The following is a 21,631-nucleotide window of genomic DNA, read 5'->3' on the forward strand; positions in this document are numbered from 1 at the left end:
GAATGAGGGAACGCATGAGGCCCCGGCAGTCCGCCGGGGCCTCATGCGGTGTGCGCCGTTCCGCCGGTCGCGGCGGAACGGCGCGGTACGGATTCAGCTCGCCTTTCCCGCCCCGTCCTCGTGCGTGTAGTAGCGGTAGAAGGCCACCGCGTACACGCCGACCGCCACCGGCAGCGACATGAACACGGACCGCAGAATGGTCGCGTCGGTCTGGCTGTACAGGAAACCGAACGCGCAGCCCGCGAACACGGCCCAGACCAGCGCGTGCATCTCGCGCCGCATCAGCGGGGCGATCGTCCGGGCGGCCATGTAGGCCCCGGCGAAGGCGATGGCGCACACGAAGCCGAACAGCACGTTCCAGCCCGTGATGGCGCCCGCGTCCCGGTTGATGGCGGCTGCCCAGTAGCCGTAGACGAGTCCGCCGGCGACGGGGACGCCCCACTTCGCGAGCGTGTGGGTCTGTTCCCCGAAGACGTCGGTCGATCCTGATGTTCGTGGTGTCCCTGACACGGGTGCGGCTTGAGCCATGGAAGGACTCCTTTCTGCTCGCCCCCGCCTTCCAGGTCACACCTCGCCGCAGCCCCTGGCAAGTCGGGACGGAGCCCCCGCGGAGCACCCGTGGAGCACCCGCCGTGCGACTCCTCACGACGTGCCTCCCCCCGGTCCGCCGGGATGCGGTGATCATGGTCGCGTGCTTCGCTGAGGTGCATGAAGCTCGTACTCTTCGGTGCCACCGGCATGGTCGGCAGCCGTATCGCCACGGAGGCGTCGGCGCGCGGACACCAGGTCGTCGCGGTCAGCCGCTCGGGGCAGTCCCCGGTCCCCGGGGTCGCCGCGACGGCGGCGGACGCCTCCGACCCGGCGAAGGTCGCCGAGCTGGTGGCCGGCGCGGACGCGGTGGGGTCGGCCTGCGTCCCGCCCCGCGACGGCTCGGACCCCAGCGAACCCTTCCTCGCCATCAACCACGCCCTGGTGGAGGGCGTGCGCCAGGCCGGGGTGAACCGGCTCGTGATCGTCGGCGGCGCGGGCACCCTGGAGGTCGCGCCCGGCGAGGCCGCGTGCGACCAGCCGGACTTCCCGGCGGCCTATCTGCCCGAGGCGCTCGCCCATCGTGACGCCCTGGCCTATCTGCGCAGCGACGTCGACGACCTCGACTGGACCTACATCTCCCCCGCGGCCGAGATCGGCCCGGGCGAACGCACCGGCGAGTTCCGGATCGGCGGCGACCGCATGCTCACCGACGCGGGCGGCCAGAGCCGGATCAGCGCCGAGGACTACGCGATGGCCTTCGTCGACCAGCTGGAGATGCCCGTCCACCCGCACGGCCGGATGTCCGTCGCCTACTGAGAGCGGGAAACGGAGGGCGGTACGGCGAGGTGGCCGACCTGAGGTCCATGCGCGAGCGGCTTCAGCGGGCCCTTCGGCCGCGCGCCGGGCTGCCGGAGGCCTTCCAGCGGTCGAAGCCGCTGAAGGTGCGCGGCCACAGCGTCGCCTGGCTGCCCCCGCTGCTGCTGCTCGTCGGCATCGTGCTGCTCGACGTCAACACCTCCGGCCGGTTCCGGATCATCTCCTGGCTCGTGCTCGTCCCGGTCATCGCCGCGGCGATCTGCGGAGTGCTGGGCACGGTGGCCTTCGCCGCGCTCGCGCTGATCACCTACGGCTCCGTGGACACGAAGTGGCCGCACCAGTACCAGAACGGCCTGCCCGACTTCGTCCTCGTCATCGTCGGCAGCGCCCTCGCCGCCCTCGCCTGTTCCGTCCGGCTGCGCGCCGAGCGGCGCATGCTGCACATGCGGGACATCGCCGAGACGACCCGGCGGACCGTGCTGCGCCCGATGCCACCGGGCTGGGGCGGTCTCGACCACGCGGCCGTCTATCTCGCCGCCGACAGCGAGGCCCGCGTCGGCGGCGACTTCTACGACATCCAGCCCGGCCTGCACGGCTCCCGGCTGCTGCTCGGTGACGTCCAGGGCAAGGGGCTCGCGGCGGTGGAGGCGGCGGCCGCGCTGCTCGGCACCTTCCGTGAGGCGGGGTACCACGAGCCGGCGCTCGCCACGGTCGCCGCCCGGCTGGAGGTCAGGATGCTGCGGCACAACCGCTACCGGGGAACGCTCGGCCGCGACGACGTCGACCGGTTCGCGACCGGCGTCCTGGTCGCGTTCCCCGAGGACACGCCGACGACGGTCGAGGTAGTCAACTTCGGCCACGAACCTCCGCTCGTCGTCGCCTCCGGCGGTGTGCGGAGCCTGGACCCGGGACACGGACTCCCGCTCGGCATGAACGAGTTGGTGTCCGCCCCGCCACTCGTCCTCCGGGTCGCGCTGGCTCCCGGCGAGACGCTGCTCCTGGTCACGGACGGGGTGACCGAGGCCCGTGACGCGGCCGGCGAGTTCTTCCCGCTCCGCGACGCGGTCACGAGGGCGCTGGCGCGGGACCCGCGCACCGCCGACCCGTACCGGCTCGTGCGCTTCGTGCGCGACGGCACACTGGAGCACTGCGGCGGCAAACTCGCCGACGACACCACGATCTTCGCCGTACGGCGCCGGGCGCGCGGCCCGCGGCGGACGTAGCCGGGGGCGCCGGACGCGGACCCCGAGCTCCGGGGCCCGGACGGGCGTTCACCTCTTCGCGTCCCCTCTTTGCATGCGCAGCCGTTACGGTGCTGAGGTGTCCGATCGATGGGGGAGGCAACCTGTGCCCGGAACCGTGCTGCTCCTCGCGGCCTCACCGGTGGGCAGGGGGTGTCTGGTGGACGCGGCCTCCGTGCTCCCCGTGCTCGCGGCCGTCGCCCCGCCGGTGCTGTCGGGCACCGGCACGGCGAACGTCGTCGAACTGGCCGACCCGCTGGAACCGCAGGCCGTTCTGACCCGGCTGCGCGCGGCGGCGGCGGCCCCCGGACCACTCACCGTGTTCGTCACGGGACAGCTCCAACTCGACCGCCGCCAGCGGCTTCCGCACCTCGCGCTGGCCCGCACCACCCCGGCGACGGTCCGTTACACCGCCTTCCCCTGGCGCTGGTTCGCCGACGAACTCCGGCTGCGGCCACCGGGTTCGACGACGATGTTCCTCGACCTGCACGCGGACGCGGACACCTGGGAGTTCCTCGCCGGGCGCCCGTTGGCGGCGGGCCCCTCGACGGAGCTGTACGGCCGGGTCGCCCCGCCGCAGTCCCGCCGTGCGACGGGGCGGCCGACGTACATGCGGGCGGTCGCCACCCTGCTCCGCAGCGGTCACCGGCCTCCCCTCGACCAGCTGCACCAGCAGGCCCTGGCGAGGGTGGCGGGGGAGGAGGGCGGCAGGCCGGGAGCGGCGGATCTCGTGCTCGCGCCCGGGCGGTCGTGGGCCGGGCAACCCTGGCCCCCGGCACCGGAGTTCACGACCGTCACGGCTCCGCCGCACACGCCGGTGCCCCCGCCGCGTCCGCCGGCCCCGCCCGCCGTGCCGCCCGTGCCGTCGGTGACGGTCCCCGGCGGGACGGACCGGCCCGCCGGTCCACCGGCCGCCGATCCGCACGAGGAGATCACCGCGGCCGTCCGCGACGGACGGCACGAGGACGCCCTCGCGCTGGCGGCGCGGTGGGAGCGGGAGGCGCTGCGGACGTACGGGCACGGGTCCGAGCCGGTGCTGCACTGGATGGAGGTACGGGCCGACCTGGCGATGATGGCCGGGGACGCCGAGCGCAGCTGCCGGGGCTGGCTGGCGCTCGCGGCGACCCGGCTCGACGCGGGCCAGGCGCCGGGCGCGCCCGCGGTGGAGTCGGCCGTGGACCGGGCGCACCACCAGTGGGGCCGGGTCGGGGACCCGGCGCGGGCCCGTGAACTCGGCGCGGAACTGGCCCGGTTGAGACAGCGCGTGCCCGGCAGCCGGGAGGGCGCGCTGGACCATGTCCGGCGCCAGCTGCGGCAGTTGCAGACCCAGCCCTGATCCGGGGGAGGGTCAGCCCCCGGCCGCCAGTGATGCCAGGGCGCCCGACACCAGGGTCCGTACGCCCGGCGCGACCGTGGACAGGTCCGGGGCGAAGTGCGGGCTGTGGTTGCTGGGGACGGCGGCGAGCCTGGTCATGAGGTCGTCGCCGCCCGGGGCCGCGTTCCAGACGTCGGCCGGGGTGCTGGTCACGAACCAGTAGGAGTAGGGGATCCGCCCGGCCGCGAGCCGGGGGAAGTCCTCGCTGCCCATGGCCGGGCCGGGGTCCAGGACCGTCCCGGCGCCGAAGACCTCGCCGTGCACGGCGGCGATCCGGCGGTCGGTCTCGGCGTCGTTGACGGTCACGGGGAAGTCGTTGCCGACGGTGACCGTGGGTTCGGCCTGGCACCCGGCAGCCGCGCACTCACCGGCCGCGACGCGCCGCACGGCGGCGATCATCCGCTCCCGTACGTCAGGCGACTGCGTCCGCAGGTTCAGGGCGATCCGGGCCTCGGACGGGATGATGTTGTGCCGGGTGCCGGCCTCGATCCGCCCCACGGTCAGCACGGCGGACTCACGCGCTGCGACCTCCCGGCTGACGACCGTCTGGAGCCGCGTGACGATGTACGCGGCGGTCACCACCGGGTCGACGGTCGCCTCGGGCCGCGAACCGTGCCCGCCCCGGCCGTGCACGACGATGTCGATGTCGGTCGAGGCGGACATGATCAGGCCGGGGGAGTGCGCGTACAGCCCGGCGGGGCCCGGCGCCACGTGCTGGGCGAGCAGGACGTCGGCCCGCGGGAAGCGTTCGTGCAGGCCGTCGGCGACCATGCGGGCCGCGCCCTCGCCGGTCTCCTCGGCGGGCTGCCCGACCAGCACCAGCGTGCCGGACCAGGTGTCCCGTCCGGCGGCGAGCGCCTCCGCGGCGCCGGTGAGCCAGGTGACGTGCAGATCGTGGCCGCAGGCGTGCATGACCCCCTCGGTCGCCGAGGCGTACGGCAGTCCGGTCTCCTCGGTGACGGGCAGCGCGTCCATGTCGGCGCGCAGCAGGACGGTGGGCCCGTCCCCGTTGCGCAGGACGCCGACGACGCCCGTGCCGCCCACGCCCTCGGTCGTGTCGTACCCGGCCTTGCGCAGCCGCTCCGCGAGGGCCGCGGCCGTACGGTGTTCGCGCAGCGACAGTTCGGGGTGCCGGTGCAGGTCCCGGTAGAGGTCCTCCAGGGCGGGGACCGGGAGGTCGGCGGTGAGGTCCAGCGCGGTGCGTGCGGCGGCAGAGGTCACGGGTTCACTGTAGGCGCCGTGATTCCCGCGGACGAGGGGTTCGCCGTGGCCGTACGGCGGCGGAGGAGCCCGTCACCTGCCCGCGGAGGTCCCCGGTGTCCCTAGGGTGCGGTCGTGTACGCGGAGGGCGGGGAGGCGGGGGCCCGATCGGCGGCTCTGGCCGGGCCGATGTTCGCCGCGGTGACCAGGGCGGCGACCGCGACGAGGGCGGCGAGCAACCCCCTGGAGTAGCGCGCGGAAATACGTCGGAGCACGGTGACCTCGCAACAACAGCGGCGTATTAAGCAGGCTTAATCCGGCGCTTAACGTAGAGGCTCCCGGGCTCACATCGCAAGAGGGCCCGAGGCCGGACTGTCACCGGAAGCCGGACCGGCCCAACTCGGCTTGATGGCATGCTTGACCCATGGCGGAGCGGGACGACCCTGAGATCATCGGGCGCAGGGTGCAACAGCTGCGCACAGAACGAGGCCTGACGCAGCGACAGCTCGCGGAACCGGTGTACACACCCGCGTACATCTCCACCCTGGAGGCGGGCCGCGTGAGGGCCTCCGAGTCCGCGCTGCGGCACATCGCCGGCCGTCTCGGAGTCGCGTACGAGGAGTTGGCGACGGGACGGCCCGCCCATCTCGCCGTCGACCTGCGGCTGCGGCTGACGGACGCGCAGCGCACGCTCTCCACCGGAGAGGCCGAGGTGGCCGCGGGGACCTACGCCGCGCTGCTCGCGGAGGCGGAGGCCCACGGGCTGGTCGCCGAGCAGGCGGCGGCGCTGCTCGGGCTCGGCGAGTGCGCCCTGGACACCGGGGACCTGGAGACGGCGCAGCGGCGCTTCGAGGAGTCGGAGCAGCGGCTCGGGGACGCGCCGCTGCCGCAGCGGGTGCCCGCCGTGCGCGGCCGGGCGGTCTCCCACTATCTCGCCGGTGAACTCCGTTACTCCTGCTACCTGTTCGAGTCCACCATCGACGAGCTCAACCGGACGGGGCTGCACGATCCGGAGGCGCTGCTCCTGCTCTACACGGGTGTCATAGCGCCCTACATGGACATGGGCGCGCACGCACGGGCCGCCCAGGCGGCCGAGTTCGCGCTCGCGCTCGCCCCGCAGGTCCAGGATCCGGCCCTGGTGGCGCGGATGCACCGGTCGGTGGCCCGGACGATGATCGCCGAGGGCCGCATCGCCGAGGCCGACGTCTCCCTCGCCAAGGCCGCCGAGCTCTACCGCCAGCTCCAGATCCGCACCGAGCTCGCCAACTGCCACTGGATGCGCGGGTATCTGTACGCCCAGAACGGCGAACTGGAGCGTGCGGAGGACGAGTTGCGCGAGGCGCAGGCCATGCTCTCCGCGAAGCGGGCCGCGCTGTACACCAGCCAGGTCGCGGTGGAACTGGCCGATGTGCTGCACCGCCGGGGCAAGTCCGAGGAGGCGGACGGACTGCTGCGGCAGGTGCTCGGGGACCTGAACTCCGAGCGGGGCGCCATCCACGCGGCCGCCGCGCACCGGCTGCTCGGGATCATCGCGGAGGACACCCGGGACACCGAGGCGGCCGAGGAGCACTACGTCCGGGCGATGAGCCTGCTGGAGCGGGCGGGCGCGGCGGGCGACCTGGCGGACCTGTGCCGGCTGCTGGGCGACCTGCTGCGGCGCACCGGCCGGGTGGAAGCGGCCCTGGACGCCTACCGCACGGGCCTCGGCCACCGCACCGCCCCCGGCACGACGACCCTCGGCCCGGCCCCGGCCCAGCCGCCCCTCTGAGGCGCCAGGCCCTAGGGCGAGCCGGACGTTCCCGAGCCCGCCCTCGCCGTGCCGCCGTTCGACGACGCGGGAGGGGCGGCGGGGGGCGAGGCGTTGACCGAGGGCCTGATCTCCACCGTCGAGCCCAGGGCGAGCCGCTCGTACAGCTGCTTGGCGTCGGCCAGGTCCAGGCCGATCCAGCCGTCGGCCGGGTTGGAGAAGCTCTGGCCGCCGGAGCTCAGGGATCCGACGTAGTCCGTCGTGCCGTCGGGCGCGGTCAGTTCGACCACCCAGGACGCCTTGAAGGTGTAGCCGCCGCCGAAGCCGACCGTCCTGGAGGAGATCTTCCTGACCGTCTCCTTCGCGCTGACCGTCGTCCGGACCGTCGGCATGGATCCGGGCAGGCTGTCGGAGTGGAGCGTCAGGCGGTGTCCGGCCACGGAGATCACCCGCTTGCCCAGATCGATCGTGGCGTCCGGCGGTGCCACCGGCGGGCTGGCACTGACGGTGGGGCTCGCGGCCGGCGGAGACTGGTGCCGTGCGGTGCCGCCCGGGCTCGTCAGGGCGGCGAGGGCCAGCGCCCCCGCGACGCAGGCGCCGGCCGCGGTCCACGCCGTACGGCGGCGCCGCCGGCGGCCCGTCGCCCGGCCGCGGATCTCCGCACCGGTCAGCGCCGGAGGCCGCTCCGCCTCGTCCGCCAACTCGCGCAGCGCGGAGGTGAGTTCATCGGACACGGTTGTCCTCCCACTCCCCCTTGCCCGGCGTGCGCACGGAGCCCGGTGCGCCCACGGAGTCCGCGGTGGGCACGGGGCCCGCGGCGCGCGCGGGGCCGGTCAGGTCCACCGGATCCTCCGAGAGCACCAGCGCCAGCGCCGCCCGGCCCCGTGAGAGCCGGGCCTTGACCGTGCCGACGGGGGCACCGGTTTCGGAGGCTACCTGCTCGACACTCAAGTCGCACAGATGGTGCAGAACGATCGCCATCCGCTGCGCCTCGGGCAAGGTGCGCAGCGCGGCCACGAGCGCGGTGCGCTCGGGCCCCGGGCCCGGGGCGTGGTCGGCCGGCGCGGTGCGCCGCACCAACTCCAGCCAGCGGCGGGCCCGGCGCCAGCGGCTCACCGCGAGCCGGGTCGCCACGGTCCGTATCCACGCCTCGGGAGCACCGTCGGCGAGGAACTCCCGGCGCCGGTCCCAGGCGCGGACGAACGCCTCCTGCACGACGTCCTGCGCCTCGCCGTGATCCCCCGTGAACGCGTAGAGCTGGCCGGTCAGACGGGGGAACGCGCTCGCGTAGAACGCGTCGAACTCCTCCTCGGTCATGCCCTCCGCCCGACTCTCCGCGGATTCCCCGGGCGGGTGCAACCGGACGGCCCCCGCCGCGCGTACAGGCCCCGTACGTCGCACATCGGGACACACCACAGGGGGATCAGGATGACCATGGGACGGAGAGGCGGCCGGGGCCGGGCGGTCCGCGCCTGGAGCGCGGCGGCCTTGTGCGCGCTGCTCGCCGGGTGCTCGGCGCAGGCGGTGGCCGACGGCGGGGGCGGCGGAAGGGGACCGGGGGGCGGGACGGCCGCGACCGGCACCGCCGCGGCGCGGCCGAAGCCCTCCACCACACCGCCGGAGCCGCTGCCGGGCGCGCACGTCAACATCGCCGACGGGCAGACCGTGGGCGTCGGCATGCCGGTCTCGGTGACTTTCGACCGGCCGGTGCCCGTGGCCGAACGGGCGCACGTGGAAAGGCAGTTGAAGGTGTCCGCGAAGGTCGAGGGCTCCTGGGGGTGGGTCAAGGACCGTAACCTCGCCGACGGGCAGCGCGTCGACTTCCGGCCCCGTACGTACTGGAAGCCCGGAACGGCGGTAACCGTCCGGGCCGGAGCCGGAATCACTAGGCATTTCACGGTGGGCCGCTCCCTCGTCGCCACAGTGGATGTCCGTACACACTTCATGACGCTCGAAACGGCCGGATCGTCTCGCCGCGTCCCGATCACCGCCGGCGCGCCGGGGATGGACACCTGGAACGGCACGATGGTCGTCTCCGACAAGGCGTCCAAGGTGTTCATGGACTCCCGCTCGGTCGGCTTCGGTGACGCGTACGCGGATTACTACTACTACGCCGTCCACCTCACCGCCTCGGGCACCTATCTCCACCAGAACCCGAAGGCGAACATCTACGGCGGCCGGCAGAACGTCACGCACGGCTGTGTCGGACTCGCCACCGGCGGTCCCGCGAAGCGGTTCTTCGACGAGGTGATCCCCGGCGACGTCGTCAAGGTCGTCGGCTCCCGGGACACGGTCGCCGTCGGCAACGGCTACGGCGACTGGAACCTCGACTGGGACCAGTGGCGGGCCACGAGCGCCCTCCACTGACGGACGTCCCCGCCCGGCGGCCCCGAGCCGCGGTTCCGGAGCACCGGCGGCCGGGTCCATTCCCGGCTCCACCTGGGCTGAGCGCGGGGCGCGACAGGGGGGCGCGCGGGCGTACGCCCCCTTGTGGCGCCCCTGTCCCGGCGGGCCGGCGGCCCCGGCCGGGCCCGCGGGACGCGTCGGGGAGGCTTGTCCGGTCCCCGACAGGCTCGCCCGGCGGACGCCCCCGCGCACCGGAAAGATCGCGGAACCGACACCCCGACTGCTGACCTCGGGGAACGCGCGGCCGGGCGGGCGGGGACCGGACGAGAGGGTGCGCGGCCGCCGTGATCCGTAGTCCTCAGGGTGGCCGAGTCGGAGCGGGATCGAGACCATCAAGCCCTACCGCCCGCCGGAATAGGGCCCATACTGGAATCACGATGAGTAAATCCTCCGCGCCCCGGCGCCACCTGCCCACCAGCCCCTTCGCTGCACCCGTAGTCCCCGTGGCCAAGGAGTTCAGCCTCGGAGACCGCGTCTCCCACGACCAGTACGGCCTGGGCACGATCGTCGGCGTCGAAGAGGGCATCGCGATGCTCGTCGACTTCGGCGCCCGCCAGGTCCGCGTGCTGAGCCCCTACTCCCGAATGGACCGGCTCTGACCCGCACCCACTGACACCTCCGGCCCGAGGCAGCCGCCCACCGGCTGTCCGGGCCGTGGTGTGTCCGGGGGTGCGACGCCCGGGCCGGGCGCGCCGCTCCTCAGCCCTGTGTCGGGGCCGGCGACTTCCCCGCCAGGACGTCCTTGAGCCGGTTGGCGCCCGCCTGGACCGCCTGCTCGGTCGACTGGTGCTCGGTGCCGGAGAGCCCGCCGTTGGTGAGGGACAGGGCGCTGTCGCCGACCTGCACCGCCGCGAAGTCGAGCGTCAGCGTGTCCGGGTCGCCCTCCAGCTTGCCGCTCATCGTCACCTGGAGGCCCTGGCGGGCGTCCCCCACATCGGGCAGGTGCGTCGAGACGACCTGGACCGTCTGCCGGTCACCCTTGTTGTCGACGGCGGTGAACTGGTCGCAGATGTCCGGCAGCGTCGCCAGCCACTTCATCTGGGTGTCGAGGGAGCTCTTCCCGTACGAGGCGACCTCGTAGCGCATCTGGGCGTTGTCGGCGCTGTTGTCGAAGCCGGTGACGGCACTGGCGCCCAGCGGTTTGCCCAGCAGGTTCTCCGCGTACAGGCCGTCCAGCAGCTTCTGGCACTGCTGGGCGTTCCCCTTGTCGGTGATGAAGGCCGACGCGTCGACCTTGCTCTTGAGCAGCGTGTCGTGCCACGCCGCCACACCCTTCGACTCGGCCCACTGCGACCCCAGGTCGGAGTTGGTGATCAGCGCGGTCTGCGCCTCGGCCTTGGTGAGCACGCGGGGGGAAGAGGAGGGGGAGGGCGAGGCGGCGCCGGGTTCCTCGGCCACGGGCGAGGCCGGGACCGTGGAGGCGGGGGACGCGGAGGAGTCCGTACGGCCGGAGCCGCTGTCGCCTCCGCCGTTCGAGCAGGCGGCCGTCGACAGCAGCATCCCCGCGGTCAGGGCGGATGCGAGGAGACAGGACGGACGGATCATGCGAGGGCCTCCCGAGGACGGTCCCGAGGTCGGGCTGTGTCCCTCCACGCCACCACCGGCCACGGCCCCCCACCAGCGCACCGGTCCGTCCGGGTGAGTGCGGCGCGCGGACGCCACCGGTCGTCCGCCGGGTGATCCCGTCCGGCACCGGCCGGGATCTGCCAGAGTGGAAGGTGATGCATGCGCTCCAGGGAAGCACCATGAGCCCCACCGACCGGTTCGAGGACGACGACTACCCCGCCTACACGATGGGTCGTGCGGCCGAGCTGATCGGCGCCACCCCCGCGTTTCTGCGGGCCGTCGGGGAGGCCGCGCTGATCACGCCGCTGCGCTCCGACGGCGGCCACCGCCGCTACTCGCGCAACCAGCTCAGGCTCGCGGCCCGCGCCCGGGACCTCGTCGACCAGGGCACGCCCGTCGAGGCCGCTTGCAGAATCGTCACGCTGGAGGACTCCCTCGACGAGGCCCTGCGGATCAACGCGGAGCTGCGCGGTTCGACACCGCAGGACGCCTGAACCGGCCGCAGGACCCCGGTGGGGGCGGCTTCCCGGCGCCCCGCGGATATCTGCACCGGCCGATACAGAATTTGCTGCACGGGCCCGCGAGGTTTTGATATTCCCCGTGGCGGGGTGAGATAGTGCGCCCGCTTCGGGACGCCTGGCGTGCTACTGTCGATTTCAGTTGCAGTTGTGGTTCCCAAAGATTTTCCGGTGCATTCCGGTTGGGGCTTCATTGCGGCAGCGCGGGTTCACGAGGTGTGGATCTGCGAGCTTAGCCCCGAAGGAGATTTGACATGGCTACTGGCACCGTGAAGTGGTTCAACGCGGAAAAGGGCTTCGGCTTCATCGAGCAGGACGGCGGCGGCGCCGACGTCTTCGCCCACTACTCGAACATCGCCACCTCTGGCTTCCGTGAGCTTCAGGAAGGCCAGAAGGTGACCTTCGACGTCACGCAGGGCCAGAAGGGCCCGCAGGCGGAGAACATCGTCCCCGCCTAGTCCGGGACACCGGATGGCCGGCGTTCGCACCTCGCGGTGCGAGCGCCGGCCATCTGTATTTACGGTCATTGAAATTGCGATGAATTTTCGGTGCCTGTTCCCTTTTTCGGCGACGCTAAACCCGGGCCACGCGGGCCGTGTTACCGCACCGCATGGACCGCCCGGTTACCGCACGCCCGCACCGCCCGGTCACCGCACCGCCAGGACCGCGCGCACGGTCTTGCCGCCGAAGCCCGTACTGACGATCTCCAGACTGTGGGCCAGCTGCTGGACCATGGCCAGGCCCCGGCCGCTTTCCGATTCCGCGTCCAGCACGCCGATCCGCGGCCTTCCGGGACTGTCGTCGTGGACCTCGACGGTCACGCGTCCGTGCCCCAGCTGAAGCCGCAGCCGGCAACCGCTGCGGCCGTACCGCACGGCGTTGGCGACGAGCTCGGAGGCGATCAGTGTGGCGTCGTCCACCTGGTCCGCGGTCGGTGACGCGAGCCGTGGTCGCGGCCGGGTCAGGAACGCCGTGGTCAGTTTGCGGGCCCTGCCCGCCGAGACGGCCGTACGCGGCAGTGTGTACTCCACGCGGGCGGTCGGCCTGACGGTGCGCCGGTGCGCACGCATGACTGACACCTCTCTTCCCCCTCCCAGGACGACGGATCCCCGCCGACGGCTCCGTCCCCGTCGGCCGGGACCCCGCGCGAAACGGTGCGCGGCCGGTCCTGCCCTCGGGTGATGCCCCACCCGGGCGATCCGCAACCAGGGACGCGCGTCACAAAGCTGCCACGGACACGTCAGGGCGGCCCGGCGGCCCGTTCAGCGCCCCGAGTCCAGCAGGCGGAAGTCGGCGTAGTCGAACCCGGGCGCCACCACACAGCTGACCAGAACCTCCTCGTCGCCGGCCGGACGCGCGGACTGCCAGACCCCGCCGGGGACGAGGACCTGGGGGCGCTCCCCGGCCTCGATCCGGGGGCCGAGGCGGATCACCTGCGGGGTGGACTGGGGAGTGGACCCGTCGCCGCCGAGCAGGACGTCGAGGGGCCCACCGCGGTGCCACAGCCAGAGTTCGTCCGAGCGGACGGTGTGCCAGGCGGAGGTGTCGCCGGGCGTGAGCAGGAAGTAGATCGCCGAGGCGGCGGCGCGGGGTCCCGGGTAGCCGTCGGGCAGGAACGCCTGCGGCGCCGTCCAGGTCTCGGTGAACCAGCCGCCCTCCGGGTGGGGACGCATGTCCAGGGCGGCGGCCAGCGCGGGGATCCCGGTCTCAGGAGAGGTCATCCCTTGCCTCTATCACGCGGCCGGAAGGAGGTTCAACCAACTCCCGGTGGACACGCCCGCGTCTCTGACAGGGTGGGGTCCATGGCGACCCTTCACAGAAAGCTGCTAGGTCTGCTGCCCCGCGTGGGCGTGCAGGTGCTGGACCTCGGATCGGGAGCCGCGGTGGTCTACCGGCGCGGTGTGCGCAGACGGGTCGCCCTCGGCAAGGGCGCCGACCTGGTGCTGCGCGGACGGACGGCCGCCTGGAAGCAGGTGCCGCTCGGCGGCACCGGCGCCCGCCTCCTGCTCGACGAGAAGGAGACGGCGGCCGACGAGCGCTCGTTCCAGCTGTCGGCCGCGTCCTACCTCTGCGGGCAGCACGTCACCGCCCTGCTCGACCGGTACGAGGTGAACTGCGTCCTCGACGTGGGCGCCAACTCCGGCCAGTACGGACGCCAGTTGCGCCGCCTCGGCTACACCGGCCGGATCGTCTCGTTCGAGCCGACCGCCGAGGCCTTCGCGAAGCTACGGCAGGCGGCGGAGGGGGACCCCGACTGGCAGGTGCATCAGATCGGTCTCGGGCGGGAGGACACCACCCAGTCCATCCATGTGGGCTGGAACACCATGAACTCCCTTCTGCCGCCCAGCGATTACGGCAAGGGCCGCTACAAACGCTTCGCCAAGACCCGTACGGAGGAGATCGAGGTCCGCCGTCTCGACGGGATGCTGGACACGGTCCTCGCCGGGCTCGACGACCCCCGCCCCTATCTGAAGATGGACACCCAGGGCTACGACCTGGAGGTGTTCGCGGGTGCGGGGGAGCGCGCCGCGGAGTTCGTCGGCATGCAGTCGGAGGTCGCGACGCTGCGGCTGTACGAGGGCAGTCCCCGGATGGGCGAGGCCATCGCCGTGTACGAGGAGCGCGGCTTCGAGATCACCGGCATGTACCCGGTGTCGCGGGAGGAGGCCACCGGCCGTGTGGTGGAGTTCGACTGCGTGATGGTCCGCGCGACGGCGGTCCCGGCGAGGACGTAGGCGAGGGCCTACGCGGGATAGGCGTGGGTCTGGGCCGCCTTGACGGTGGCCCAGACCGGGGACCCCGGATGCAGGCCGAGTTCCGCCGCCGCGACCGTCGTCAGGTCGGCCGCGAGCGGGAGTTCGCCGGTGAGGTCCACGCGGATCTGGTCGCCGTGCGTCTCCAGACCCGCGACGCGGCACTGCCACAGGTTGCGGGCGCTGGAGCCGGTGGGCCGGTCGCGGTGCAGCGTCACGGCGCTCGGCGGGAACGCCACGAACACGGGCCCGTCGAGCCGCTCGGTCGTGGTGATCCCCGGACCCGCCTCCAGCCGTACGGTGTGTCCCCCGGCCTCGCCGCGGTAGAGGTTGAGCCCGACGAGCTGGGCGATGTAGTCGGTGCGCGGCCTGCGGGCGATGTCCGAGGGGCCGCCCTCCTGGACGACCCGGCCGTCCTCGACCACCACGAGCCGGTCGGCGAGCACCATCGCGTCCAGCGGATCGTGCGTCACGAGGACCGCGACGGCCTCGAAGTCGGCCAGATGATGCCGCAGTTGGGCCCGCACGTCCAGGCGGGTACGGGCGTCGAGCGCGGCGAGCGGTTCGTCCAGCAGCAGCAGCCGGGGACGGGTGGCGAGGGCGCGGGCGACGGCGACCCGCTGCGCCTGCCCGCCGGAGAGCCGGCGCGGCCTGGTCCCGGCGAACTCGGCGAGGCCCATGCGCTCCAGCCACGCGGCCGCCTGCGCCCGGGCCTCCGCCTTGGACGCACCCTGACAGCGCGGCCCGAAGGCCACGTTGTCGAGCGCGGACAGATGCGGGAAGAGCAGATAGTCCTGGAAGACGACGCCGACGGGCCGGGACTCGGGCGGCGTGCGGTCCAACGGGGCGCCGTCCAGCCGCAGTCGGCCGCCCTCGGACAGCGGGGTGAGCCCGGCCAGCGCGCGCAGCGCCGTCGTCTTGCCAGCGCCGTTCGGGCCGAGCAGGGCCACGACCTCGCCGGGGGCGGCGCTCAGTTCGATGTCGAGCAGGAACGAGCCGCGCCGGACGACGAGCCGGGCGTCGAGGCCCGTGCCGCCCGGCTCGGCGCTCTCCGGCGGGTTCGTCGCGGTCATGAGGCCGCCGTCATCCAGCGGTCCCGCAGTCCGGCGAGGACCGCGACCGAGACCAGCAGCAGGACGAGACTCAGGGCGATCGCGGCGTCGGGGTCGCTCTGGAGGGCCAGGTAGACGGCCAGCGGCATGGTCTGGGTGCGGCCGGGGAAGTTGCCCGCGAAGGTGATCGTCGCGCCGAACTCGCCGAGGGCGCGGGCCCAGGCCAGCACGGAACCGGCGGCGATGCCGGGGGCGATGAGCGGCAGGGTGACCCGGCGGAACGCGGTGAAACGGGAGGCGCCGAGGGTCATGGCGGCCTCCTCGTAGCGCGGGTCGGCCGCCCGCAGGGTGCCTTCCACGCTGATCACCAGGAAGGGCATCGCGACGAAGGCCTCGGCCACGACCACTCCGGCCGTGGTGAAGGGAAGCGTGATCCCGAACCACGCGTCGAGCAGCCTGCCCACGACACCGTTGCGGCCGAGGGCCAGCAGCAGCGCGACACCGCCGACCACCGGGGGCAGGACGAGGGGCAGGGTGACCAGGGCCCGTACGAGTCCGCGCCCCGGGAACTCCGTACGCGCCAGCAGCCAGGCGAGCGGCACCCCGAGCACCAGGCTCACGGCGGTGGCCGAGGTCGCCGAGAGCAGGGACAGCTGGAGCGCCTGCCAGACCTCGGGCTTGGCCAGCTGTTCCGGCAGGCTGTGCCAGGGCGCCCGTACGAGCAGCGCGACCAGCGGGAGCAGCAGGAACGCGAGCCCGACGAGGGCCGGGAGCAGCAGGGGAAGGGGTGTGCGGCCCCGCACCCGGCCCCCTGCCCGCGTCCGGCCGCGCCCGGGCCGCGGCCCACCCACGAGGGTGTCGGCCGGGGCACCGGACTTGTCGAGCGAGGTCACGGGATCACTCACGGCTTCGGGAGACGGGTTCGGGGCGGCCGGGACGCGGACGGACCCGGACCGCGGGGGTCGGGGTGCGGGCCGACCGGATGCCGCGAGGGCCGGGGCGCGGTCGGGTCCCGTACGGCGAGGGTCAGGAGGTGGGCTTCAGGAAGCCGGCCTCCGTCAGCACCTTCTGGCCCTCAGGGGACTGCACCAGCGCGATGAACGCCTTGGCCGCGGCCGTGTTGGGCGCGTCCTTGAGCAGGGCGATCGGGTAGTCGTTGATGGCGTCGGCGGACTCGGGGAACTCCACGCCCTCCACCTTGTCACCCCCGGCCTTCACATCGGTCTTGTACACGACCGCCGCGTCGGCCTCCTTCAGCTCCACCTTGGTCAGGGCGCTCTTGACGTCCTGCTCGTAGGAGACGGGGGTGAGCTTCAGCTTGCTCGCGTCCAGCGCCTTCTGCGCGGCGGCGCCGCACGGCACGGTCTTGTCGCACAGGACGACCTTGAGCCCGGACTTGGTGAGGTCCTTCAGGGAGGCGACCTTGTGCGGGTTGCCGGGCAGGGTGGCGATCTCCAGCTGGTTGCGCACGAAGGTGGCGGGAGTGGTCGCCGCGTCGCCCTTGTCGGTCACGATGGCCATCGTCTTGGGGCTGGCCGCGGCGAAGACGTCCGCCGGGGCGCCGCCCGTGATGCTCGCGGCGAGGCTGTCGCTGCCGCCGAAGCTGAAGGTGACCTTGGTGCCCGGGTGGGCCTTCTCGAACTGCTGGCCAAGGGCCGTGAAGCTCTCCTTCAGTGAGGCGGCCGCGAACACGGTCACCGTGCCCGACAGCTTCGAGGACGAGGACGCGGACGACTTCTTCGCGTCCGAGGAGCCGGACGAGCCGTCCGAGGAGGAGCAGGCGCTCAGCGCCAGCAGCGCGGCGGCACCGACGCCGGCCGCCTGAAGGGTCCGGGTGGTACGGCGGGTCCGGCGCGCGGATCGGGTCGTCACGGATCTACTCCCTCGAAGACTCTGAGGCTCGCTGGAGCCTCCGTCGTGATCCTCAGTCCTGAAGCTCACGTTCTGCAATGGCCTGATCATACTTCCGCATATGCGAGCTGGAAGTCTCCTGTCGTATCGCATGAGCTGTGCCCAGTGGCTTCGGATGTACGCATGTGCGTTTGCCCGGGACCGCCCGCGGGGTACGGTCCACCGGGAGGTGCTGTCCAGTGAGCCAGTCCCTGACGGAGCCGACACCACCGGCTCCCCCGCTCGCGGAACTCGCGCTGACCGGTGACCTCGCCCGGCCCGCCCTGCTGACCGTGCCCGATCTGCTCGCCTGGCCCCAGCACCGGGTGCGGGTCGCCTTCGAGTGCGCCACCAGCGGGGTGCGGCACCACGGATTCGAGGGCCCTCTGCTGCACGACGTCCTGCGGGACGCGGGCCCCCGCTTCGACCCGTCCCGGCGCAAGGACCGGCTGCGCTTCCTCATCGCGGTGGCCGGCGCGGACGGCCATCACGCGCTGCTCACGTGGGCCGAGATCGACCCCGACTTCGCGGACGCACCGGTGCTGCTGGCGGTCGGCATCGACGGCACCCCGCTGGACCGGGCGGGACCGCAGCTGGTTCTGCCGCAGGACCGGTGCGGAGCCCGGCATATCAGCGGGATCGACACCATCAGGGTGGACGGCTGTTACCCGTCCTGGCCGGGCGGGCCCACCGGCTGAGCGTCGGCGCTCCCTCAGCGCGCCCGCGCCCGGCGGCAGGTCAGGCGCGGTCGATGTGCACGTTGGTCGACTTCACCTTGGCGGTGGCCTCCACGCCGACCTCCAGGCCCAGTTCCTCGACGGCCTCCCGGGTCAGCAGCGAGACCAGCCGGTGGGGGCCGGCCTGGATCTCCACCTGGGCCGCGACGTCACCGAGCTTGACGGCGGTGACGATGCCGGGGAAGGAGTTGCGGACGGAGGTGTACGGGCTGACGCCCTCCTCGCCCCCGGCTCCGGCCAGTTCGACCGAGAACGCGGCGAGGTCGCGGCCCTCGATGAGGCGCCGGCCGCTGTCGTCCCGGTGCGTGGCCACCCGTCCGGCGTCCGCCCAGCGACGGGCGGTGTCGGGGCTCACGCCGAGGAGCCGGGCGGCCTGGCCGATGGTGTAGGACTGCATGGGCGCGACGATAGGCAGGTGCTTCACACCCCTGCAAGCCGGACCCCGGGCGCGGCGCGAGCGGTGGTGAGCAGGCCGGTCGTTCAGCGGCCGCGTTCCCTGGCGTCCGCGTAGGAGCGGAGGAACAGGGCCTCGACATGGGCCATGTGCTCGATCTCGGTCGGGTCGACGCTCTCGTTGGGCGCGTGGATGAGGCACTTGGGCTCCTCCACGCCCATGAGGACGATCTCGGCGCGGGGGTAGGTCTCGGCGAGGACGTTGCACAGCGGGATGGAGCCCCCCTGACCGAGGAACGCCATGGGTCTGCCGTAGACCTCGTTCATGGCGCGGCCGAGCGCCGCGTAGGCGGGGCCGTCGGTGGCCGCCTTGAACGGGGCGCCGGCGCTCTCGTCCTCGACGCGCACCCGCACTCCCCAGGGCGCGGCCCCGGTGAGATGCCGGGTGAGGGCAGCGCGGGCGGTGGCCGGGGCCGTGCCGGGCGGGATCCGCAGGCTCACCCGGGCCCGCGCGGTGGGCGGCACCGCGGCGGCGGAGCCGACCACCGGGGGGCAGTCGACGCCGAGGATCGTGACGGCGGGGCGGGCCCACAGCCGGTCGGCGACCGTGCCGGTTCCGGTGAGCCGGACGCCGTCCAGGACTCCGGCGTCGGCGCGGAACTGCTCCTCGTCGTAGCCGACGCCCTCCCAGGTGCCCTCGCAGTCGAGCCCCTCGACGCGGGTGGCGCCCGTGGCCGGGTCGCGCAGGGTGGAGAGCAGCTGGATCAGCGCGGCGAGCGCGTCCGGGGCCGGGCCGCCGAACATGCCCGAGTGGATCTCTCCGGCCAGGGTGTCGACGGTGACGACGACGTTGACGAGGCCGCGCAGGGTGACGGTGGCGGTGCCGGTGCCGACCTCGGCGTTGCCGGTGTCGCACACCAGCAGGGCGTCCGCGAGGAACTGCTCCGGGTGCTGGGCGACGTAGCTCTCCAGGCCGCCCGTGCCCTGTTCCTCCGAGCCCTCGGCGACGAACTTCAGGCCGACCGGGAGGTCGTCGCCGAGCGCGCGCAGGGCGGTCAGGTGCATCACGATGTTGCCCTTGCAGTCCGCGGTGCCGCGCCCGTACCAGCGGCCGTCGCGTTCGGTGAGGGCGAAGGGCGGTGTGGTCCAGGCGTCGTCGTCGAGCGGTGGCTGGACGTCGTAGTGGCAGTACAGCAGCACGGTGGGGGCGCCGGGCGGCGGCGGGCGGTGGCCGATGACCGCGTGGCTCCCGTCGGGTGTCTCGGCGAGATGGACGTCGTGGAGTCCCGCCTCGGTGAAGGCGTCCGCCACCCACTGCGCGGCCCGCCTGCACTCCTCGGGCGGGTACTGGCGCGGGTCGGCGACGGAGGGGATGGCGACCAGTTCGGCCAGGTCCGTCCTGGCCCGGCCCATCAAGCCGGCGATCCTCCCGGCGAGTTCGGACATGGTCACCGCCTCACCGTGTCGTCGGTCTTCAGGTCGTCGAGCTTGTCGTTGATCTTGTCCAGCTTCTCCGGGCAGTAGATCTCGATGATCGTGGCCTCCGCGCGGAGCGCCCTGCCGTCGCCGATGACGGGCCGCTGGCCGACGAACGCGGCGCCGTTGGACACGTTGATCTTCCACAGCGCCGACTTGAGGGCACTGGCGGGATCGTCGCAGACCAGGCCGCCGTCGGTACCCAGCACGCTGGCGATCAACTCGGTGTCGGGGCGCGGGAGTCCGGCCTTGACCGCGGCGTCGGCGAGCTCGTTGGCCTTGCTCGTGGCCTTGTTGTTCGTCGTGATGGCCTTGTAGCGCACGAGTCCGGCCACGACGAGGCCGAGCAGGATGACGATCGCGCCGTAGTAGATCCACTTGTGCTCGGATGCGAACCGGGTGGGACTCATGCCCCCGCCTCCTCCTCGCGAGCCGCCTCCGACTGCCAGCTCGGCTTGCGGAACTTGAGGAACGCCCAGGGGATCAGCAGACCGAGGACGCCGAGTCCGCAGCCGATGATGACGACGTACACCACCACGCTGTTGCTGCCGAACTGGGAGGGCGGCACGAAACCGATGGCCATGGCGGCGGCCGAGGCCAGGAACCCGACGACGCACACCAGGGTCAGCGCCGGGACGCGGTAGCCGCGCGGGTGGTCGGGCTGGTTCTTCCGCAGCCGGATCGCCGCGACGAACATCAGCAGATAGACGATGAGGTACACCTGCGTGGTGATCGTCGAGAAGATCCAGTACACGTTGGAGACGTTCGGGATGAAGGCGTAGCCCAGCGCGATCACCGTGGTCACGACGCCCTGGGTCACCAGGATGTTCTGCTGGATGCCGAAGCGGTTCAGCTGCTGGAGGTACGGCGGCAGATAGCCCTCGCTGCGGGAGATCTCCAGCAGGCCCTTGGAGGGCCCGGCGAGCCAGGTCAGCATGCCGGCCAGCGACGCCGAGATCAGCATCACCGCCGCGATCGGTGTCATCCAGCCGATGTCGAAGTACGAGAAGAACGCGTCGAACGCCTGCATGACACCGGCGGTGAGGCTGGTCTGGTCGGCGGGCACCACCCAGCTGATGGCCAGCGCGGGCAGGATGAAGATCAGCAGCACCAGGCCCATCGCCAGGAACATCGACTTCGGGTATTCCTTCGCCGGGTCCTTCAGCGAGGACACATGGACGGCGTTCATCTCCATGCCGGAGTACGAGAGGAAGTTGTTGACGATCAGGACGAGGCTGGCCAGGCCCGTCCACTCCGGCAGCAGATGGCTCGCCGTCATGGGCGCGGCCGACGGGTTGCCCTGGGCCAGGAAGACCATGCCGAGCACGACGAGGATCGTGCCGGGCACCAGGGTGCCGATGACCAGGCCCCAACTGGACAGCCCGGCCAGGGCCTTGGTGCCGCGCGAGGAGACCCAGACGCCGGTCCAGTACAGGACCACGATGACGATGGCGGTGTAGAGACCGCTGGAGGCAAGGGCCGGGTCGATGATGTACGCGATGGTGCTCGCCACGAAGGCCAGCAGGCTCGGGTAGTAGAAGATCGTCATCGCGAACTGGCACCACACGGCGAGGAATCCGAGCGGCTTGGACAGTCCCTCGCTCACCCAGCGGTAGACACCGCCGTTCCAGCCCGAGGCCAGTTCCGCCGAGACCAGGGCGGTCGGCAGCAGGAACACGATCGCCGGGACGAGGTAGAGGAACACACAGGCGAGCCCGTACACCGCCATGGTGGGGGCGGCCCGCAGACTCGCGACCGAGGCGGTCGTCATGAGGGCCAGCGTCAGCCAGGTGAGCCGTGGCGCCGCCGGGATCGTGGCCCTCGCTGCCTGCGCCTTCTGCCGTGGCGCGTCCGCGGGCATGTCCATGGAGCTCATCGGACGCCTCCCAGTCTCCGTGTCGACAGCGATGGGCCCCAGCCTCGGCGGGGA

Annotated in this window: 25 protein-coding genes; 10 read left to right on the plus strand and 15 right to left on the minus strand. The window is 72.7% G+C overall.

Features of this window, described 5'->3' with window-relative positions; genetic code table 11:
* Window positions 1-93: 93 nt before the first annotated feature.
* Window positions 94-528, minus strand: coding sequence for a hypothetical protein (locus WJM95_RS16730; protein ID WP_339130530.1), 435 nt, complete (start codon window positions 526-528; stop codon window positions 94-96).
* Window positions 529-708: 180 nt separating this feature from the next.
* Here WJM95_RS16730 and WJM95_RS16735 point away from each other — a divergent pair, with 180 nt between their 5' ends.
* The 3 genes from WJM95_RS16735 (at window position 709) to WJM95_RS16745 (ending at window position 3,924) form a co-directional block, all read left to right on the plus strand.
* A complete protein-coding gene (locus WJM95_RS16735; protein WP_339130531.1) occupies window positions 709-1,347 on the plus strand; it encodes an NAD(P)H-binding protein in 639 nt (212 codons plus the stop codon).
* A gap of 47 nt (window positions 1,348-1,394) precedes the next feature.
* Window positions 1,395-2,570 carry a PP2C family protein-serine/threonine phosphatase gene (locus WJM95_RS16740; RefSeq protein ID WP_339135614.1) on the plus strand — a complete coding sequence of 392 codons (1,176 nt, stop codon included), beginning with the start codon at window positions 1,395-1,397 and terminating at the stop codon, window positions 2,568-2,570.
* 124 nt (window positions 2,571-2,694) lie between these two features.
* The gene (locus WJM95_RS16745) at window positions 2,695-3,924 is read left to right on the plus strand and encodes a hypothetical protein (protein ID WP_339130532.1); all 1,230 of its coding nucleotides are present in this window, start codon (window positions 2,695-2,697) and stop codon (window positions 3,922-3,924) included.
* Window positions 3,925-3,936: 12 nt separating this feature from the next.
* Here WJM95_RS16745 and WJM95_RS16750 read toward each other — a convergent pair whose 3' ends face one another.
* Together WJM95_RS16750 and WJM95_RS16755 are read right to left on the minus strand one after the other, a co-directional pair.
* Complete coding sequence (locus WJM95_RS16750) at window positions 3,937-5,184, minus strand: amidohydrolase (RefSeq protein ID WP_339130533.1); 1,248 nt, start codon at window positions 5,182-5,184, stop codon at window positions 3,937-3,939.
* Window positions 5,185-5,285: 101 nt separating this feature from the next.
* Window positions 5,286-5,438, minus strand: a complete 153-nt coding sequence (locus WJM95_RS16755) for a hypothetical protein (RefSeq protein ID WP_339130534.1) — start codon at window positions 5,436-5,438, stop codon at window positions 5,286-5,288.
* A gap of 149 nt (window positions 5,439-5,587) precedes the next feature.
* Here WJM95_RS16755 and WJM95_RS16760 point away from each other — a divergent pair, with 149 nt between their 5' ends.
* On the plus strand, window positions 5,588-6,931 hold the full coding sequence (locus WJM95_RS16760) for a helix-turn-helix domain-containing protein (RefSeq protein WP_339130535.1): 1,344 nt from the start codon (window positions 5,588-5,590) through the stop codon (window positions 6,929-6,931).
* 11 nt (window positions 6,932-6,942) lie between these two features.
* Here the strand turns inward: WJM95_RS16760 and WJM95_RS16765 are convergent, their stop codons facing one another.
* Complete coding sequence (locus WJM95_RS16765; RefSeq protein ID WP_339130536.1) at window positions 6,943-7,644, minus strand: L,D-transpeptidase; 702 nt, start codon at window positions 7,642-7,644, stop codon at window positions 6,943-6,945.
* Window positions 7,634-8,227 (minus strand): SigE family RNA polymerase sigma factor, encoded by a 594-nt coding sequence (locus WJM95_RS16770; RefSeq protein ID WP_339130537.1) that lies wholly within the window; start codon window positions 8,225-8,227, stop codon window positions 7,634-7,636. Before WJM95_RS16770 ends, WJM95_RS16765 begins: the two co-directional genes overlap by 11 nt.
* A gap of 117 nt (window positions 8,228-8,344) precedes the next feature.
* On the opposite strand from WJM95_RS16770, the gene WJM95_RS16775 reads away from it, so the two are divergent.
* Window positions 8,345-9,277 carry a L,D-transpeptidase gene (locus tag WJM95_RS16775; RefSeq protein WP_339130538.1) on the plus strand — a complete coding sequence of 311 codons (933 nt, stop codon included), beginning with the start codon at window positions 8,345-8,347 and terminating at the stop codon, window positions 9,275-9,277.
* 416 nt (window positions 9,278-9,693) lie between these two features.
* Window positions 9,694-9,915: a hypothetical protein gene (locus WJM95_RS16780; protein ID WP_329300745.1), complete on the plus strand. Its 222-nt coding sequence runs from the start codon at window positions 9,694-9,696 to the stop codon at window positions 9,913-9,915.
* A gap of 100 nt (window positions 9,916-10,015) precedes the next feature.
* Here the strand turns inward: WJM95_RS16780 and WJM95_RS16785 are convergent, their stop codons facing one another.
* Window positions 10,016-10,861, minus strand: coding sequence for a hypothetical protein (locus tag WJM95_RS16785; RefSeq protein ID WP_339130539.1), 846 nt, complete (start codon window positions 10,859-10,861; stop codon window positions 10,016-10,018).
* A 200-nt stretch (window positions 10,862-11,061) separates the two neighbouring features.
* Between WJM95_RS16785 and WJM95_RS16790 the strand changes: the two genes are divergently transcribed.
* Complete coding sequence (locus WJM95_RS16790) at window positions 11,062-11,376, plus strand: MerR family transcriptional regulator (protein WP_339130540.1); 315 nt, start codon at window positions 11,062-11,064, stop codon at window positions 11,374-11,376.
* A gap of 278 nt (window positions 11,377-11,654) precedes the next feature.
* Window positions 11,655-11,858 carry a cold-shock protein gene (locus WJM95_RS16795; protein ID WP_020871138.1) on the plus strand — a complete coding sequence of 68 codons (204 nt, stop codon included), beginning with the start codon at window positions 11,655-11,657 and terminating at the stop codon, window positions 11,856-11,858.
* A 189-nt stretch (window positions 11,859-12,047) separates the two neighbouring features.
* Here the strand turns inward: WJM95_RS16795 and WJM95_RS16800 are convergent, their stop codons facing one another.
* Window positions 12,048-12,470 (minus strand): ATP-binding protein, encoded by a 423-nt coding sequence (locus WJM95_RS16800; protein WP_339130541.1) that lies wholly within the window; start codon window positions 12,468-12,470, stop codon window positions 12,048-12,050.
* Window positions 12,471-12,662: 192 nt separating this feature from the next.
* Window positions 12,663-13,121 (minus strand): cupin domain-containing protein, encoded by a 459-nt coding sequence (locus tag WJM95_RS16805; protein ID WP_339130542.1) that lies wholly within the window; start codon window positions 13,119-13,121, stop codon window positions 12,663-12,665.
* An 81-nt stretch (window positions 13,122-13,202) separates the two neighbouring features.
* Between WJM95_RS16805 and WJM95_RS16810 the strand changes: the two genes are divergently transcribed.
* Window positions 13,203-14,135, plus strand: coding sequence for an FkbM family methyltransferase (locus tag WJM95_RS16810; protein ID WP_339130543.1), 933 nt, complete (start codon window positions 13,203-13,205; stop codon window positions 14,133-14,135).
* 8 nt (window positions 14,136-14,143) lie between these two features.
* Here the strand turns inward: WJM95_RS16810 and WJM95_RS16815 are convergent, their stop codons facing one another.
* From WJM95_RS16815 to modA, 3 genes are all read right to left on the minus strand, one after another.
* Window positions 14,144-15,226 carry an ABC transporter ATP-binding protein gene (locus tag WJM95_RS16815; RefSeq protein WP_339130544.1) on the minus strand — a complete coding sequence of 361 codons (1,083 nt, stop codon included), beginning with the start codon at window positions 15,224-15,226 and terminating at the stop codon, window positions 14,144-14,146.
* On the minus strand, window positions 15,223-16,098 hold the full coding sequence (gene modB, locus WJM95_RS16820) for a molybdate ABC transporter permease subunit (protein ID WP_339135616.1): 876 nt from the start codon (window positions 16,096-16,098) through the stop codon (window positions 15,223-15,225). Before modB ends, WJM95_RS16815 begins: the two co-directional genes overlap by 4 nt.
* A gap of 133 nt (window positions 16,099-16,231) precedes the next feature.
* On the minus strand, window positions 16,232-17,077 hold the full coding sequence (gene modA / locus WJM95_RS16825) for a molybdate ABC transporter substrate-binding protein (protein WP_339130545.1): 846 nt from the start codon (window positions 17,075-17,077) through the stop codon (window positions 16,232-16,234).
* A gap of 218 nt (window positions 17,078-17,295) precedes the next feature.
* Between modA and WJM95_RS16830 the strand changes: the two genes are divergently transcribed.
* A complete protein-coding gene (locus tag WJM95_RS16830) occupies window positions 17,296-17,793 on the plus strand; it encodes a molybdopterin-dependent oxidoreductase (RefSeq protein ID WP_339130546.1) in 498 nt (165 codons plus the stop codon).
* A gap of 40 nt (window positions 17,794-17,833) precedes the next feature.
* On the opposite strand, the gene WJM95_RS16835 is transcribed toward WJM95_RS16830, so the two are convergent.
* From WJM95_RS16835 to WJM95_RS16850, 4 genes are all read right to left on the minus strand, one after another.
* The gene (locus WJM95_RS16835; protein ID WP_339130547.1) at window positions 17,834-18,229 is read right to left on the minus strand and encodes a helix-turn-helix transcriptional regulator; all 396 of its coding nucleotides are present in this window, start codon (window positions 18,227-18,229) and stop codon (window positions 17,834-17,836) included.
* Window positions 18,230-18,312: 83 nt separating this feature from the next.
* Window positions 18,313-19,671, minus strand: coding sequence for a dipeptidase (locus WJM95_RS16840; protein ID WP_339135618.1), 1,359 nt, complete (start codon window positions 19,669-19,671; stop codon window positions 18,313-18,315).
* A gap of 2 nt (window positions 19,672-19,673) precedes the next feature.
* Entirely contained in the window at window positions 19,674-20,111 is a 438-nt protein-coding gene (locus WJM95_RS16845) for a hypothetical protein (protein WP_339130548.1), read from the minus strand.
* Window positions 20,108-21,577 (minus strand): APC family permease, encoded by a 1,470-nt coding sequence (locus tag WJM95_RS16850; protein ID WP_339130549.1) that lies wholly within the window; start codon window positions 21,575-21,577, stop codon window positions 20,108-20,110. The genes WJM95_RS16845 and WJM95_RS16850 overlap by 4 nt, the downstream gene beginning before the upstream one ends.
* Window positions 21,578-21,631: the final 54 nt, after the last annotated feature.

The sequence above is a fragment of the Streptomyces sp. f51 genome (genome assembly GCF_037940415.1).
In the GTDB taxonomy this organism is placed as follows: domain Bacteria; phylum Actinomycetota; class Actinomycetes; order Streptomycetales; family Streptomycetaceae; genus Streptomyces.

Bases quoted from the DNA above. Each gene is read 5' to 3' on its own strand.
- WJM95_RS16805 (WP_339130542.1), bottom strand. From the start codon at position 13,121: ATGACCTCTCCTGAGACCGGGATCCCCGCGCTGGCCGCCGCCCTGGAC.
- WJM95_RS16780 (WP_329300745.1), top strand. From the start codon at position 9,694: ATGAGTAAATCCTCCGCGCCCCGGCGCCACCTGCCCACCAGCCCCTTC.
- WJM95_RS16835 (WP_339130547.1), bottom strand. From the start codon at position 18,229: ATGCAGTCCTACACCATCGGCCAGGCCGCCCGGCTCCTCGGCGTGAGC.
- WJM95_RS16760 (WP_339130535.1), top strand. From the start codon at position 5,588: ATGGCGGAGCGGGACGACCCTGAGATCATCGGGCGCAGGGTGCAACAG.
- WJM95_RS16845 (WP_339130548.1), bottom strand. From the start codon at position 20,111: ATGAGTCCCACCCGGTTCGCATCCGAGCACAAGTGGATCTACTACGGC.
- WJM95_RS16730 (WP_339130530.1), bottom strand. From the start codon at position 528: ATGGCTCAAGCCGCACCCGTGTCAGGGACACCACGAACATCAGGATCG.
- WJM95_RS16785 (WP_339130539.1), bottom strand. From the start codon at position 10,861: ATGATCCGTCCGTCCTGTCTCCTCGCATCCGCCCTGACCGCGGGGATG.
- WJM95_RS16740 (WP_339135614.1), top strand. From the start codon at position 1,395: ATGCGCGAGCGGCTTCAGCGGGCCCTTCGGCCGCGCGCCGGGCTGCCG.
- WJM95_RS16840 (WP_339135618.1), bottom strand. From the start codon at position 19,671: ATGTCCGAACTCGCCGGGAGGATCGCCGGCTTGATGGGCCGGGCCAGG.
- WJM95_RS16800 (WP_339130541.1), bottom strand. From the start codon at position 12,470: ATGCGTGCGCACCGGCGCACCGTCAGGCCGACCGCCCGCGTGGAGTAC.
- WJM95_RS16795 (WP_020871138.1), top strand. From the start codon at position 11,655: ATGGCTACTGGCACCGTGAAGTGGTTCAACGCGGAAAAGGGCTTCGGC.
- WJM95_RS16735 (WP_339130531.1), top strand. From the start codon at position 709: ATGAAGCTCGTACTCTTCGGTGCCACCGGCATGGTCGGCAGCCGTATC.
- WJM95_RS16815 (WP_339130544.1), bottom strand. From the start codon at position 15,226: ATGACCGCGACGAACCCGCCGGAGAGCGCCGAGCCGGGCGGCACGGGC.
- WJM95_RS16850 (WP_339130549.1), bottom strand. From the start codon at position 21,577: ATGAGCTCCATGGACATGCCCGCGGACGCGCCACGGCAGAAGGCGCAG.
- WJM95_RS16770 (WP_339130537.1), bottom strand. From the start codon at position 8,227: ATGACCGAGGAGGAGTTCGACGCGTTCTACGCGAGCGCGTTCCCCCGT.
- WJM95_RS16775 (WP_339130538.1), top strand. From the start codon at position 8,345: ATGGGACGGAGAGGCGGCCGGGGCCGGGCGGTCCGCGCCTGGAGCGCG.
- WJM95_RS16810 (WP_339130543.1), top strand. From the start codon at position 13,203: ATGGCGACCCTTCACAGAAAGCTGCTAGGTCTGCTGCCCCGCGTGGGC.
- WJM95_RS16790 (WP_339130540.1), top strand. From the start codon at position 11,062: ATGAGCCCCACCGACCGGTTCGAGGACGACGACTACCCCGCCTACACG.